This is a genomic window from Agrobacterium sp. A3-95, assembly GCF_053521785.1.
Genome location: NZ_JBNWDR010000003.1, coordinates 207,059 through 219,567, shown reverse-complemented (window position 1 = coordinate 219,567; position 12,509 = coordinate 207,059). Strand labels below are relative to the sequence as shown.

At 58.2% G+C, this 12,509-nt stretch carries 13 protein-coding genes and 1 tRNA gene; 3 read left to right on the top strand and 11 right to left on the bottom strand.

The features are described from left to right. Nucleotides 1–51: 51 nt before the first annotated feature. Nucleotides 52–1,116 carry a sugar ABC transporter substrate-binding protein ChvE gene (gene chvE, locus ACQZ5Y_RS10490; protein WP_003513717.1) on the bottom strand — a complete coding sequence of 355 codons (1,065 nt, stop codon included), beginning with the start codon at nucleotides 1,114–1,116 and terminating at the stop codon, nucleotides 52–54. 254 nt (nucleotides 1,117–1,370) lie between these two features. Here chvE and ACQZ5Y_RS10485 point away from each other — a divergent pair, with 254 nt between their 5' ends. Continuing rightward, nucleotides 1,371–2,375 carry a LysR family transcriptional regulator gene (locus ACQZ5Y_RS10485; RefSeq protein WP_003513718.1) on the top strand — a complete coding sequence of 335 codons (1,005 nt, stop codon included), beginning with the start codon at nucleotides 1,371–1,373 and terminating at the stop codon, nucleotides 2,373–2,375. A 74-nt stretch (nucleotides 2,376–2,449) separates the two neighbouring features. Beyond that, on the top strand, nucleotides 2,450–2,926 hold the full coding sequence (locus ACQZ5Y_RS10480; RefSeq protein ID WP_112752039.1) for a hypothetical protein: 477 nt from the start codon (nucleotides 2,450–2,452) through the stop codon (nucleotides 2,924–2,926). Between the two features lie 35 nt (nucleotides 2,927–2,961). On the opposite strand, the gene ACQZ5Y_RS10475 is transcribed toward ACQZ5Y_RS10480, so the two are convergent. Both ACQZ5Y_RS10475 and ACQZ5Y_RS10470 read right to left on the bottom strand, forming a co-directional pair. After that, nucleotides 2,962–3,240 (bottom strand): hypothetical protein, encoded by a 279-nt coding sequence (locus tag ACQZ5Y_RS10475; RefSeq protein ID WP_019565143.1) that lies wholly within the window; start codon nucleotides 3,238–3,240, stop codon nucleotides 2,962–2,964. Between the two features lie 193 nt (nucleotides 3,241–3,433). Further along, nucleotides 3,434–3,940, bottom strand: a complete 507-nt coding sequence (locus ACQZ5Y_RS10470) for a MarR family winged helix-turn-helix transcriptional regulator (RefSeq protein WP_003513721.1) — start codon at nucleotides 3,938–3,940, stop codon at nucleotides 3,434–3,436. Between the two features lie 522 nt (nucleotides 3,941–4,462). On the opposite strand from ACQZ5Y_RS10470, the gene ACQZ5Y_RS10465 reads away from it, so the two are divergent. Further along, nucleotides 4,463–4,539, top strand: a tRNA-Arg gene (locus tag ACQZ5Y_RS10465). A gap of 249 nt (nucleotides 4,540–4,788) precedes the next feature. Here the strand turns inward: ACQZ5Y_RS10465 and ACQZ5Y_RS10460 are convergent. The 8 genes from ACQZ5Y_RS10460 to uppW form a co-directional block, all read right to left on the bottom strand. Further along, a complete protein-coding gene (locus ACQZ5Y_RS10460) occupies nucleotides 4,789–5,991 on the bottom strand; it encodes an MFS transporter (RefSeq protein WP_174049882.1) in 1,203 nt (400 codons plus the stop codon). 2 nt (nucleotides 5,992–5,993) lie between these two features. Next, the gene (locus ACQZ5Y_RS10455) at nucleotides 5,994–6,566 is read right to left on the bottom strand and encodes an NADPH-dependent FMN reductase (RefSeq protein ID WP_003513816.1); all 573 of its coding nucleotides are present in this window, start codon (nucleotides 6,564–6,566) and stop codon (nucleotides 5,994–5,996) included. Nucleotides 6,567–6,702: 136 nt separating this feature from the next. Continuing rightward, nucleotides 6,703–7,617 (bottom strand): homocysteine S-methyltransferase family protein, encoded by a 915-nt coding sequence (locus ACQZ5Y_RS10450; RefSeq protein ID WP_174049884.1) that lies wholly within the window; start codon nucleotides 7,615–7,617, stop codon nucleotides 6,703–6,705. Between the two features lie 20 nt (nucleotides 7,618–7,637). Then, on the bottom strand, nucleotides 7,638–8,327 hold the full coding sequence (locus ACQZ5Y_RS10445) for an ABC transporter permease (RefSeq protein WP_013636681.1): 690 nt from the start codon (nucleotides 8,325–8,327) through the stop codon (nucleotides 7,638–7,640). Nucleotides 8,328–8,339: 12 nt separating this feature from the next. After that, entirely contained in the window at nucleotides 8,340–9,062 is a 723-nt protein-coding gene (locus ACQZ5Y_RS10440; RefSeq protein ID WP_013636682.1) for an ABC transporter permease, read from the bottom strand. Between the two features lie 22 nt (nucleotides 9,063–9,084). Then, nucleotides 9,085–9,855: a transporter substrate-binding domain-containing protein gene (locus tag ACQZ5Y_RS10435; protein WP_174049886.1), complete on the bottom strand. Its 771-nt coding sequence runs from the start codon at nucleotides 9,853–9,855 to the stop codon at nucleotides 9,085–9,087. Between the two features lie 44 nt (nucleotides 9,856–9,899). Continuing rightward, entirely contained in the window at nucleotides 9,900–10,676 is a 777-nt protein-coding gene (locus ACQZ5Y_RS10430) for an ABC transporter ATP-binding protein (RefSeq protein ID WP_174059886.1), read from the bottom strand. A 161-nt stretch (nucleotides 10,677–10,837) separates the two neighbouring features. Then, nucleotides 10,838–12,253, bottom strand: a complete 1,416-nt coding sequence (uppW, locus tag ACQZ5Y_RS10425; protein ID WP_019565136.1) for a Wzy-type polysaccharide biosynthesis protein UppW — start codon at nucleotides 12,251–12,253, stop codon at nucleotides 10,838–10,840. Nucleotides 12,254–12,509 lie beyond the last annotated feature (256 nt).

Below are 12,509 nucleotides of genomic sequence, written 5' to 3'. Positions count from 1 at the left end.
TTTATGGAAGAACGGGGACGGCGCCAAGCCATCCCCGCATGTGTTGCAGGCTTATTTCAGCTGGTCTGCGGTGTAGTAACCACCATCGACGAGAACCTGCTTGTAGTTGTCCTTGGTCACGGCAACCGGCTTGAGCAGGTAGGACGGAACAACCTTGACGCCATTTTCATAGGTCTTGGTGTCGTTCACCTCAGGCTCTTTGCCCTGCAGAACGGCGTTGACCATGCCAACAGTAACCTTCGCGAGTTCGCGAGTGTCCTTGAAGATGGTCGAATACTGTTCGCCAGCAATGATCGACTTGACCGACGGAACTTCAGCGTCCTGACCGGAAACGACCGGCAGCGGCTGGTCCTTCGTGCCATAACCAACGCCCTTCAGCGAGGAGATGATGCCGATGGACAGACCGTCATAGGGCGACAGAACAGCGTCAACCTTTGCGTCCGTGTAATAAGCCGACAGGAGGTTATCCATGCGAGCCTGGGCCGTTGCCGGGTCCCAACGCAGCGTACCGACCTTGTCCATGCCCATCTGGCCCGACTTTACGACCAGCTTGCCGCTGTCGATGTAAGGCTTCAGAACCGACATCGCGCCATCGTAGAAGAAGAAGGCGTTGTTGTCGTCAGGAGAACCGCCGAACAGCTCGATGTTGAACGGACCCTTGCCGTCCTTCAGGCCAAGCTTGTCAACGATCGAAGTTGCCTGCAGAACGCCAACCTGGAAGTTGTCGAAAGTGGCGTAGTAGCTGACGTCGCCGCTGTTGCGGATGAGACGGTCATAAGCGATGACCTTGATGCCCTGCTGACCAGCCTGCTTCAGAACGTCCGACAGGGTCGTGCCGTCGATCGAAGCAATCACGAGGACCTTAACGCCCTTGGTGACCATGTTTTCGATCTGGGAAAGCTGATTCGGAATATCGTCGTCGGCGTATTGCAGATCGGTCGTGTAACCGGCTTCCTGCAGCTGCTTGACGATATTGTTGCCGTCATCGATCCAGCGCGCGGAAGACTTTGTCGGCATGGCGATACCGACAGAACCCTTGTCCTGCGCGAAAGCCGGCGCTGCAAAGGAAGCAGCACCGATGGCACAAGCCGCCATCAGCGAAATAATGGACTTCATTAACTCTCTCCCTTGAACCCTCTTTGGTACCCGCTTGTTGCGTTGCACCATAAAATTCATGCCATCAGAGGAAGAAGCCGCATTGCGCCCGTTCCGATCTCGCAACTGCGAAATGGAACAGATGCCGCTCCTCCCCGGCATTCCGCAAATTGTTCTGAATCCATATAACTGTCAAATAGAATAAATCAGTTTACGTATATCAATTATGATATATTAAATCGATACAATAACCATTGAGGGGTATAAACCGGCGAATGAGCAACCAAAAAGTGTATGAGCAGACGCAAACAGCGGATGCGCTCTTCGTCTTCGAAGACAACCCTTTGCTGCGCGCCGGCTTGAAGATGAGCCACCTGCGCATGCTGGTCATGATCGAGGAGCACGGGCAGGTCAGCGCTGCCGCCGCCGCCATGAACATGACGCAGCCGGCGGCATCGCGCATGCTCTCGGAAATGGAAGCAATCGTCAAAAGCCCGCTCTGTCAGAGAGCGTCGCGCGGTGTGGTGCTGACCAAGTTCGGCGAGGCGCTGGCGCGGCGCGCCCGCACCATATTGCTGGAGCTGCGTGAGGCGAGCCGCGAACTCAACCAGATGAAATCCGGCAGCGGCGGATCGGTTTATATCGGCGCCGTCACCGCACCGGCCATCAGCCTGGTCGTGCCCGCCATAAGACGGGCGATGGACACCTATCCCGGTATCGAGATCAACGTGCAGGTGGAAAGTAGCAACGTGCTGGCGCGGGAACTTCTGGCCGCACGTCACGATTTCATCATCGGCCGCATCCCCGATGATTTCGACCCCGGACTGTTCTCCATCCATGAAATTGGCATCGAGCGCGCCTGCCTGGTGGTTCGCGAGGGCCACCCCCTGCTCCACGGCGAGCCCGTGACATTGCAGGATCTGTCCGGTTACGACTGGGTCTTCCAGCCGCCCGGCGCGCTTTTGCGCAGAACGATGGAAGACGTGTTCCTCACTCACGGCGTCGCCATGCCGCGCAACGTCATCAACACGCCATCCGTGGTGCTGACGCTTGCCCTTATCTGCAACACGGATGCAATTGCGCCAATCGCGCAGGACATGGCCGAGTTCGTGGCCGGCCAGCAGGCCGATATCGGCCGCACCCGCATCCTGCCGACGGATTTCGAGCTTGTCGTCAAGCCCTACAGCATCATCACCACCAAAGGCCGCGTTTTGCCGCCCAGCGCCCGGCTTCTCTACGATCTGGTTCTGGATGAAAGCCGCAAACTGACGGGCTTTTGAGGAAGGCAAGCCAGACGCCAACTTCATTGTATATAGAGGCCGGATTTATCGGGACTTGCCCAGGGAATAGCCGCATGCTTTTCGGACAATCCGTCTTCGAGTCGGTCGTTGAAAGACTGAGCCAGGAAAAAGGAGACGAAAGCGCGGAGCCGACGCCGCCCGCCGGTCATCGTATTGTGGGTTTCAGCTCTGGCTTCGTCGTGGATACCTATCCGGATGCACCGCAACCGGGAAACGCCAGTCTCGACGCCTATCTGGCCTTTCTGCCGGAGCCCGTTGCGCTTGCCGAGCCCCAGCCGGAACCCCAACCCGAACCCATGCCGGCCCATCTCGAAAAGACCTCGCTCGCGGATGTTTCAGCAGAACTGGCCATCCATGAAACCGACACCGCCGCAACGCTTGCGGAAAAGCGCCGCGCCTTCGCAAGGCTCAATCATCCCGACGGAGTGAGACCGGAATTCCGGCACAATGCGACGCTGCGCATGACAGCGGCAAATCTCCTGATTGACCAGGCGATCCGGATGCTGCGAACCCGTGAACATTTCCAGTAGAGGCAGGTAGCGGTTTTACGCCCGGAAAGCTCGCCTCAGCCGGCGTCGTTTCTATCCGTGGGTGCGCTTTCCACTGGCTCGTCTGAATCGTCCCTGGCCGCGTCAGCCTTGCCTCCAGCGTTCTCCTCGCTGGCGGGCTTGAACTTCAGCAACAACTCATAGGCCGCATAGACCGCCACGCCGCCGACAACCGTGCCCCAGAAAAATTCGCGATTGACGAATTCGATGACGGACCAGGCGGCGCAAAAGCCGACGATGAGCAATCTGACCCACAAGCGGCGATAAAGCGGATGGCTCGTGTCGATAATCAGCATGGCGTTCCCGTTTCGGGCCTCTCCAGAACATTGCGCAGTTGCGGCATGACGCGCGCGAAAGGCGTTGGCACGTCTAAGGCGTCTTGGCCGTTTCGCAGGAAAATTGCAACGCAAATCGACCCCCTACCAATCAGACCCTCGTGAAAGGGAGAGGCAGGGGATTGCCGACCGGCTTGACCGATACCGCTACCGCTCAGTCCCGCAGGCGTCCAAGCAGGGCCAGCAGCTGGTCACGGGCTTTTTTGCCGCCGATCCGGTCGATCAGCTTTTCCTCGCGGTCACGCCATGCATCGGAAAGGCGCTCAAGAAGGCTGCTGCCCTCATCCGTCATGTCGAGGAAATGAACGCGCCTGTCCTCTTCCGACCTGCGGCGGACAAGCAATCCCTTGCTTTCCATGCTATCGACGATCGCGACGAAATTGGCACGCTGTATGCCAAGTGCCTCGGCCACATCGCTCTGCTTGAGGCCCGGATTGCCGCCGACGATGACGAGAACGGAAAAATCGGCCGGCCGCAATCCCATCTCCGCCAGCACGTCGGAAAAGCCGTTTGCCACGGCAAGTTGCGAGTGCCTCAAATGATAACCGATCGCGGTCGTCAACAATCCATAGTCGATAGCGTTTAAATGTTCCGCCTGCGTGCCGCCGCTTTCGGCCTTTTCCGCCCGTGGCCCGTTGCTATGTGCCAATTGCAAAGCCATCCGATCCCCCGCCTGATTCGTTCCTTAACCCTGCCGGAATGATAACCGACAACAGGACTAAACTGTATCCCAAATAAATGTAGATGATACTAATATTGTATAATAATTTGACAGTTAATACCCATTGCGACAACCCCTGTCTCGTAATCACCATCGGGCGCAAAAGAAAAGTATGATTATTCACCCACCGATTTTTAGGGTCAAAAACCGCCTCCCCCGCCTTGTCTGAAAGGCAATACGACAATCAACCCGCCTGTGTACAAAAGCGCCAGGACAGCCGCTGGATGCGGCCGTAAAATACTACTTAAAAGGGAAACGTCTTATCAGGAAGAAACGCAATACCGCAAACAACATACCGCCCTGCTATCGCAAACATGCAGACAGCAGCCCTCGCAGCAACCCACGCTCTCCCCCACACCGGAAAACAGGCCCCATTTCGTAAATCTTTGATTTTTAGACATTGATGCGGAAAGAAAGCTGGGGTATGAACCAACCGCTGCACGCGATTCAAGCGTGACCGCTGCACCCGTAGCTCAGCTGGATAGAGTGTTGGATTCCGATTCCAAAGGTCACAGGTTCGAATCCTGTCGGGTGCGCCATTTTACGCATTTAACGCGCAAATGCACACAGGTCACCATTATGCTGGCGGCACACGTCCGCCAGCAAGCGGAAACCCCGGGCCACATTTCGAGGGAAAAGAACGGAAAACGGCTGATCGTCTCACAGCCGCGCTTCGTTGGTTTTCTTACAATATTCATGCCGGCTACAGGGAATGTCAGTCGGCACAACATTGACGAGGGCTGTTGCCCCCGTCCCCATCGATCAGTGACAACGTCAAAGAGAGCGTGTCATCCACCCCGGGCAAAAGACCGTGGCTTTCGCACCGCCGCCCATCGCTGAATGATGGAAGCCATGACGGCAAGACCAGCCATGACGGTGAACGCCGTGGAAATATCGCGATAGGTCACGGCAAAACCGAACCGAGCGATCCAAGGCTGGCTAGCCAGCGGCGATATGAAATGCCCGAGAAACATCGATGCCGTAACGACGCCGGCAATACGCCCGCGCAACCGCAGCGGCGCAAGCATGATCGTCGTGGACATGATAGCCGGCATCACAGCACCGAGGCCAAGGCCCACCACCGCAAGCGCCGAAAGCATGGAAACCAACCCGTCTGCCGCGGCAAGCAGCGCAAAACCCGTTGCCATCAACACCAGCCCGACCGCCAGAATAACGGTCACGCCAATCCGCGCCCCCAACCGACCGAAGTTGAGCGCCATCAGCGCGCCCGCCAGATTGAAGATGCCGATGGCGTATCCGGCAACGCTGCCGGAAAACAGCCCAAGCTCCCGCAGGAAAAACGGCAATTGCGAGGGGATGGTGTAAAACAGGGCGTTGACGAGAAATACCGCCAGTGCCAGCACGGCCACCAGAAACCAGTTGACCGCAAAAGCCTGTTCGCCGCCGTTTTTAACGTGGCTATTGTTTCTTGCCGGCTCCCGCAAAAACAACAGTGCCGCCGGCAGAATGAGCAGCGCCACGGCATAGACCGCGAAGGGCGCGCGCCAGTGAACATCCGCCAGCAAGCCTCCCGCCACCACGAAAACGACACCGCCAAGCTGGGTGAAGGCCTGTTGCAGGCCGAGATAACGCTCCCGCGCCGGGCCTTCGAAATAATCGCCCACCAGCGCCGTGCCGATCGTCATGATGCCGCCGATCGCAAACCCCAGAAAGGCCCGGCCAACGAGCAGGCCCGCAAGACTATCGGCAAAAAGCCCGGACATGCCGGAAAGGCTGTAAAGCAGGATCGCGCCGAGCAGCAGCCGCTTGCGGCCGAACCGATCCGCCAGCACGCCGGCGACCGGCGCGCAAAGAGCCACGAAAACCGATGGTAACGTCAGCACCATGCGGCTCATGATCTCGACATTCGGCGTCGACAGGAAGCTCTGTTCGATGGCGGGCAGCGAGGGCGCAACCGTGGTTCCGGCCATGATGGTGAGTGTGGCGACGAACAGAAGCGTGAGTTTCAGCGACGGGGAATTGTCAGTCATTCTCAAGCCCCTTTGTAGGGTGTTGCGGAACGCGCCTTATTCAACGCATGCGCCCACCAGCCCAGCTTGCCCATCATCGTTTCCAGCGCGCTTGCCGCTGGCGCTCCGGGGTCGAACTGCCCGGCGGCATCGACACGGTCCCAGGGATTTGCAAAGCTGACGACATCGCGGATCGTCGTGGCATGCAGTTCCGCAAACACGGGGCGAAGCTGCTCGACAGCGCGCAGGCCGCCGGAAATCCCGCCATAGGAAACGAAGGCCACCGGCTTGGCGCCCCATTCGTCGTAGGCGGAATCGATCAGGACCTTCAGCGCGCCGGGGTAGCTGCGATTATATTCCGGTGTGACGACGATGAAGGCATCGGCGGCATCAAGGCTTTCACGAAGTTGCCGCACGGAGGCGCGGTCGGGCGTGTGGCCCTGCGGCAAATCAAGTTCGCGCGGGTCGAGCACCGCAAACTCGATCCCCGGCAATGCGCCGAGTTGCTCCTGCAGCCATTTGCCGATGACATCGCAGAACCGCGGATTGCGGGCACTGCCAAAAATGATCCGGATGGAGAGTGTATTATCGCTCATGGAACGTCCTTCAGTAATGTTCCACTCCCTGATAATTCCTCAACTATAGTTGAGGTCAATGGCCGCAACGAAAAAAAGCGGCAGGCGTTGAGCCTGCCGCTTTCAACTCAATGTCGCTGGGAGCCTGTCGAAGACTTCAGGCGGTCGCGCGCCGCAATGCCGTTGCAACCGTGTGGATATGGGCAGCGCCAATGCCGCAGCAGCCGCCGATCATGGTTGCGCCGGCATCCGCCCAGGAGCAGGCGAACCGCGAATAGACATCGTCGGTCAGGTCGGTGCGCGTGCCGTGCAGACCTTCATTGGCGGCGGAATCGCCCTGTTCACCTTCGAAGGCATTGGCATAAACGCCGATCTCAAGCGAAACGCCCTTTTCCGCAAAGACGGCGGATGCCGTTTCCACGGCGGCTTTCATGATTTCCGGCTTGCTGCAATTGAACAGCAGGGCGGCAGCGCCAGATTGCGCGGCCCATTCGGCCGCCGCCTTTACCGTTTCAGCAGAGCGCAGCGCAGGCTCGCCGCCGCCTGTCGCAGCCGCATCGTCGTTCAACGTGAAGGAAATCCAGAACGGTTTGCCGGTTGCGGCCACGGCTTCCCGCACCGCTTCGCCTTCGGCGATCAGGCTCAGCGTCTCACCCAGCCAGACATCGACGAAGGACCCGAGATTGTCGACCAGTACCTTCAGATAGTCCTGCACCCGCGTTGCATCGAAATTCTGCGGCTCATAGGAGCCGAAGATCGGCGGTAGCGAACCGGCCACCAGCACGTCGCGGCCGGAGGCATCCGCAGCCTCGCGCGCCAGCCTGCCGGAAAGGGCGATCAGCGATTCGCCATCCTTCTGGAAACGCTCCTCGCCGATATGGAACGGCACCAGCGCATAGGAATTGGTGGTGACGACATCGGCACCGGCCTCGATGAATTCCTGATGCACCTGCCGCACGATATCAGGTGAATTGATGAGCGCCAGCGCCGACCATTCCGGCTGTTTCAGCTCGGCGCCGAGCCGCTGCAATTCGCGGCTCATGCCGCCGTCGAGAATACGGATAGTGCCCATGTTCATGCTCCTTGAACGGTTTACCGCCGGACCGGCACCTGCTGTTCGATGAGACCGAAACAGCGGGCAATTATGGCGGTGAGAATGAGATAAAAGACGGTGACGACGATCAGCGGCTCATAGACGAGCAGCGTGTCCTGCCGCACCTTGTAGGCGACGGCGTAGAGGTCCATCACCGTCACGGTAAAGGCAAGCGGCGTGGCTTTGAGCTGCATCACCACCTCGCCCGCAATTGTCGGCAGCGCGATGCGGATGGCGCGCGGCAGCCAGATGCGGCGAATAAGGGTGAAACGGCCCATGCCGAAAGCCCGGCCCGCCTCCAGCTCACCCTTTGGCACAGCCAGCAACGCGCCGCGCAGAACCTCGGCCTCATAGGCCGCGTAATTCAGTGTGAAGCTGACGGCGGCGAAAAAGAAGCCCTCGCGCAGCACCGGCCACATGAAACTCTGACGCAAGCCGGGGATCATCGGCAGAAACGAGCCGACGCCATAATAGAGCAACCAGAGCTGGATCAGAAGCGGTGTGCCGCGAAAGAAGGTGCAATAGGCGCGCGCCAGAATTTTTGTCACCCGCCCGCCGCTGACCTGCGCGAAGGCAAGCCCTATAGCGAGAAGAAAACCAATGCTGACGGAGATCACGAGCAGCGCCAGCGTTTGCCAGGCACCGGACAGAAGCAGCGGCCAATATTTGGCGATCCATGAAAAATCCATGCCGCTTGCCCTTTATGCCAACGCCGGCTGGCCGCGCCGCACGCGGCGCTCCAGCAGCGAAAAGACGAGGTTGGAAACCAGCGTAATGGCAAGGTAAAGCAGGGCTGCGGCAAGAAAGAACAGGAAATATTGCTTGGTGCTGGCGCCCGCCAGCCGTGTCGCAAGCGCCAGCTCCTGATAACCGACAACCGCCACCAGCGCGCTATCCTTCGTTACCGCAAGCCAGAGATTGGCAAGGCCCGGCAGGGCGTTCGGCAACAGTGCCGGCAAGACCACACGGCGGAAACGCAAGGCCGGCGACATGCCGAAGGCGCGCGCCGCCTCGATCTGCCCGTTCGGAATGGCAAGGATCGCACCGCGCAGCACCTCGGTCATATAGGCACCCTGGACGAAACCCAGAACCGCAACAGCGGCAACGAAACCGTTGACTTCCAGAGGCGGCAGGCCTGCCAGTTGTAGCAGCCGGTTCAGGCCATCAGTACCGGCGTAATAAAGCCCGACGATGAGGATCAGTTCGGGAACGGCGCGGATTGCCGTCGTGTAGAGATTGAGCAGAAGGCCAAGCGGCCTGTTGCCGGAGAGCTTGCCAAGTGCACCGGCAAGCCCGATGACGATGCCGATCAGATAGGCACCGGCGGAAATGGCAAGCGTCGACGCCGCACCCTTCAAAAGGGTGCCGCCCCATCCCGGAGGATAGGGTGACAGCAGTTGCAGCGTGGTTTCAAGGCTTGCCATTTATGTGACCGGTCAGGAGAAATTACTTACCGTAGATATCGAAGCTGAAGTATTTCTTGGTGATCTCGTCATACTTCCCGCTGGCGCGAACGGCGGCGAGAGCAGCGTTCAGCTTGTTCTTGAGTTCGATGTCGTCCTTGCGCAGGCCGCCGGAAACGCCAAGGCCGAGGATTTCCTTGTCATCCGCAACGTTGCCCATGTCGGCGCAGCAATCCTTGCCGGCATCGCTCTTCACGAAGGCATCGAGAACGAGCGAGTCGCCGAACACGTAGTCGATACGGCCGGCTGCGAGATCCTGAAACGCCTCGTCCAGCGTCTGATAGGTCTTTTCGTCTGCGACAGCAGCGAAATATTTCTTGTAATATTCGGACTGGATGGTCGCGACCTGAATACCGATGGTCTTGCCCTTGACGTCTTCCGGCGCCGCACCCGGCTTGCCATCCTTGGCGCCGATCAGCTTGCTCGGCGTGTTGTAATATTTGTTAGTGAAATCGATGACTTTCTCGCGTTCTTCCGTGTTGGACATGGATGACCAGATAACATCGAACTTCTTCGTCTGCAGCGCCGGGATGAGGCCATCCCAGGAAAGCTCGACGATCGAGCATTTTTCCTTCATTTCCGCGCAGACGGCGTCCATGAGATCGATTTCCCAGCCCTGCCACTTGCCGCTGGCATCCTTGGCGAAGAAAGGTGGGTAGGATTCGTTCATAATGCCGAAGCGGACATCGGCGCTGGCGGTGAAGGCGGAAACCGCAAATGCCGTTCCGGCAAGCAGCGTGGCGAAGAATTTCATTTAAAGTCTCTCCTGTTAAAACAAACGGCGAAGCGAAACGGCCATCACGCCAGCGCGCCGGTAAATTCCCTGCAACGGGCGCTTACGGGATTGCCGAACACCTGCGCCGGTGGCCCCGCTTCCTCCACACGGCCCTGATGCAGAAACATCACCTCAGTGGAAACATCGCGCGCAAAGCGCATCTCGTGAGTAACGAGCAACATTGTGCTGCCTTCCTCGGCCAGATCGCGGATGACCTTCAGCACCTCGCCCACAAGTTCCGGATCGAGCGCCGAGGTGGGTTCGTCGAACAGCATCACCGCCGGCTCCACGCAGAGCGCGCGCGCAATCGCAGCGCGCTGCTGCTGCCCGCCGGAGAGGAACGCCGGATAGGCATTTTTCTTGTCGTAAAGGCCAACCTTGTTCAGCAGGGATTCGGCCTTTTCCACCGCCTCCTGCCGCTTGACGCCGAGAACGTGAACAGGCGCTTCGATGACGTTTTCCAGAACGGTGCGGTGGGCCCAGAGATTGAAATTCTGGAACACCATGCCAAGCCCTGTCCGCAGCTTTTCCACTTGCCGCCAGCTTTTCGGCACAGCCTTGCCGTCCCTGCCAATCTTCATGGCGATCTCCTCGCCATTGACGATGACCCGGCCGCGATCCGGCGTTTCGAGAAAGTTGATGCAGCGCAGGAAGGTACTCTTGCCGGAACCGGACGAGCCGATGATCGATATCACATCGCCTTTGTGGGCCTTCAGCGAAACGCCCTTCAAAACTTCGTGTGTGCCGAAGCTCTTGTGGATGTCATCCGCTTCGAGCGCACAGGCGCCTGTATCTGCCATTTATTGACCTTGCCGATCCGGTTCATTGCGTGTCGAGCAAAATGCGGAGCGGTTTTGCGACAGGACATGCATAACAACAAAGACTTAAGCCACGCATGTTTAGCGAAACCCGCTGCAAACGCGCGCAATATAAGGCTCTTTTACACATTTGAAACGAAAAATCATTTCAAAATATCATCCGCAAGCAACGATCTGCGCGATTTGCCCCTGATGCGCCTCGCCACGCTGGCTGCGTTACTGCCAGTCAGGGCCAATTGCGGTTCCGCCTGCGCCTCATCCTCGACAAGGCTGGCATTCGCCTGCAAACGCAGGCCCATCACGGCAACGACGAGGAAAAACCAGACGAAACCGGTACTGAGGAAGAACATCGTTTCCAGAAAGCCGTAGAGCAGGACATAAAGCCAGACGCCGACATAGAGCTTCGTCAGCGGGCTTTTGCGCGTGGCCTCATCCATCTTGCCGAGATCGCGAAGCGGCATCAGACAAATCCACGTCAGCACCAGAATAAGACCTGGCACGCCGCCGCCAAGCACAAGGTCGAAATAGCCATTGTGGGAATCCGGCGCCGTCGTTGCCCAGGTATTGTTCTCGGTGAAGCTCGTCATCAGGGTGTCGCTGCGCCAGAAGGCCTGGTAGCCGTATCCGACGATCGGGCTTTGGCGGATATAATCTATCGAGACGGTCCAGATATCGGTTCTGCCGGTGAAACTGGCGTCGATCCCCAGTTTCGTCAGCATCTGTGAAAAGACCGGATCAACGGTCGTGCCGACGATCACCACGGCGAAGGTTCCCAGAAGCACGGTCACAACAGCGTAACGCCATCTGGGCCAGCCCACGATGAACCAGCCCGTGGCGATGATGATCGGCATCAGGCCGAGCGCGGTCTTGCCACCCGACTTGACGAGAAAGATCAACGACAGCAACAGCACCGCGAGGCCGCCGATAAGGGACCAGCGCTTGCACAGATAAATCCCGACGATCATCAGCACCGCCATGATCGAGGCTGCCTCGTTCTTGTGGCGGAAGACCCCACGCCAGTTGCCCGCAAGGAGCGGCTCCAGCGCATCGCTTGCCTGATGGATCGACCGCGACGGCAGGACAGCAACGCCGAAATAACAGAGGAACAGGATGATCAGCACGCATGTGGCAAGCAGCGTGGTGAAATGCCGCTCGGTGCGCGGCAATTGCAGGAAGCAGCTGGCGAGCACGCAGATGATGGCGCACATGGCAAGCCGCCGCAGCGAAAACACCGGCGCGCCGCCCACCACTGAGGTGAAGATATACCAGCCGAAAATCGCGAGCATCAGCAAACGCGGCGTAAAGACAATGGAAGACGACCGCTCCTTTGCCATGAACGCCACGAAACTGATGAGCAGGATGATCGCGGTGAGCTGGTTGAGGAGGTTGGACCCGGCCGCCATGGCGGACCCCAGATAGGTCGAGGAAAGCGAGATATAGGGCGAGAAGCCGACCGTGAAATAAAAGAACGTCACATAAAACAGTGCATTCCGCCAGGCGACACTCGCCTGCTCATCATGCGCTGCATCCATCAGGTAATTTTCTCTACCTTTTTCCATACGTTCTCACATCGTACCCGATGCTTCGTCTCGGTAAAATGAATATCCCGTCAAAACCCTATTTTTTAGTTATCCATAATACACGGAGGAATAGCGCCGGGACTTGCCGCTTTTTACTTCAGGAAATCGGAATCGGTAGACAAGGGACACCACCCTCGCATCTGGAAGTTAAATTCCAAAACTCAAAAATAACAGCAAAATTGCTCCATATTTCGTCCATTAGTTGCTTGTTTAAGTATATTTTGTTAACCTAACG

Bases quoted from the DNA above. Each gene is read 5' to 3' on its own strand.
- chvE (WP_003513717.1), bottom strand. From the start codon at position 1,116: ATGAAGTCCATTATTTCGCTGATGGCGGCTTGTGCCATCGGTGCTGCT.
- ACQZ5Y_RS10485 (WP_003513718.1), top strand. From the start codon at position 1,371: ATGAGCAACCAAAAAGTGTATGAGCAGACGCAAACAGCGGATGCGCTC.
- ACQZ5Y_RS10480 (WP_112752039.1), top strand. From the start codon at position 2,450: ATGCTTTTCGGACAATCCGTCTTCGAGTCGGTCGTTGAAAGACTGAGC.
- ACQZ5Y_RS10475 (WP_019565143.1), bottom strand. From the start codon at position 3,240: ATGCTGATTATCGACACGAGCCATCCGCTTTATCGCCGCTTGTGGGTC.
- ACQZ5Y_RS10470 (WP_003513721.1), bottom strand. From the start codon at position 3,940: ATGGCTTTGCAATTGGCACATAGCAACGGGCCACGGGCGGAAAAGGCC.
- ACQZ5Y_RS10460 (WP_174049882.1), bottom strand. From the start codon at position 5,991: ATGACTGACAATTCCCCGTCGCTGAAACTCACGCTTCTGTTCGTCGCC.
- ACQZ5Y_RS10455 (WP_003513816.1), bottom strand. From the start codon at position 6,566: ATGAGCGATAATACACTCTCCATCCGGATCATTTTTGGCAGTGCCCGC.
- ACQZ5Y_RS10450 (WP_174049884.1), bottom strand. From the start codon at position 7,617: ATGGGCACTATCCGTATTCTCGACGGCGGCATGAGCCGCGAATTGCAG.
- ACQZ5Y_RS10445 (WP_013636681.1), bottom strand. From the start codon at position 8,327: ATGGATTTTTCATGGATCGCCAAATATTGGCCGCTGCTTCTGTCCGGT.
- ACQZ5Y_RS10440 (WP_013636682.1), bottom strand. From the start codon at position 9,062: ATGGCAAGCCTTGAAACCACGCTGCAACTGCTGTCACCCTATCCTCCG.
- ACQZ5Y_RS10435 (WP_174049886.1), bottom strand. From the start codon at position 9,855: ATGAAATTCTTCGCCACGCTGCTTGCCGGAACGGCATTTGCGGTTTCC.
- ACQZ5Y_RS10430 (WP_174059886.1), bottom strand. From the start codon at position 10,676: ATGGCAGATACAGGCGCCTGTGCGCTCGAAGCGGATGACATCCACAAG.
- uppW (WP_019565136.1), bottom strand. From the start codon at position 12,253: ATGGAAAAAGGTAGAGAAAATTACCTGATGGATGCAGCGCATGATGAG.